This window comes from Oleiphilus sp. HI0128, assembly GCF_001635365.1.
In genome coordinates this window covers 1-275 of the sequence record NZ_LWGG01000482.1, presented here as the reverse complement: position 1 = coordinate 275, position 275 = coordinate 1, and the positions used below count along the sequence as shown (strand labels likewise).

Below are 275 nucleotides of genomic sequence, written 5' to 3'. Positions count from 1 at the left end.
TAGCGTTTTCTTAAGCTATATCTATCGCCCCTTACTGTAATCGTAGGTAGAGCAATGCAATCACTTCAGCTGGTAGATAACTTCATCGCACAGTTCAACTTTGTCTGTGCTTACAGTGAAGAACAAAAACGTATAGCTTATCAAATACGTTTTAAACAGAGCAAAGAAGACTTTGACGGACTCACTCATGTTGAGCAGGTCATTGACCAATATGACCACAACTCGACACACCTGCTCCTTCAAGAGAATAGCAGCAGACAATATATTGCCTGCAT

1 protein-coding gene is annotated in these 275 nt (G+C 40.7%); it reads left to right on the top strand.

The window, feature by feature from the left end; all coding sequences use genetic code 11:
* Window positions 1-54: 54 nt before the first annotated feature.
* Window positions 55-275, top strand: a 221-nt coding sequence (locus A3763_RS05880; RefSeq protein WP_156494948.1) for a hypothetical protein, incomplete at its 3' end; no start/stop codon positions are given.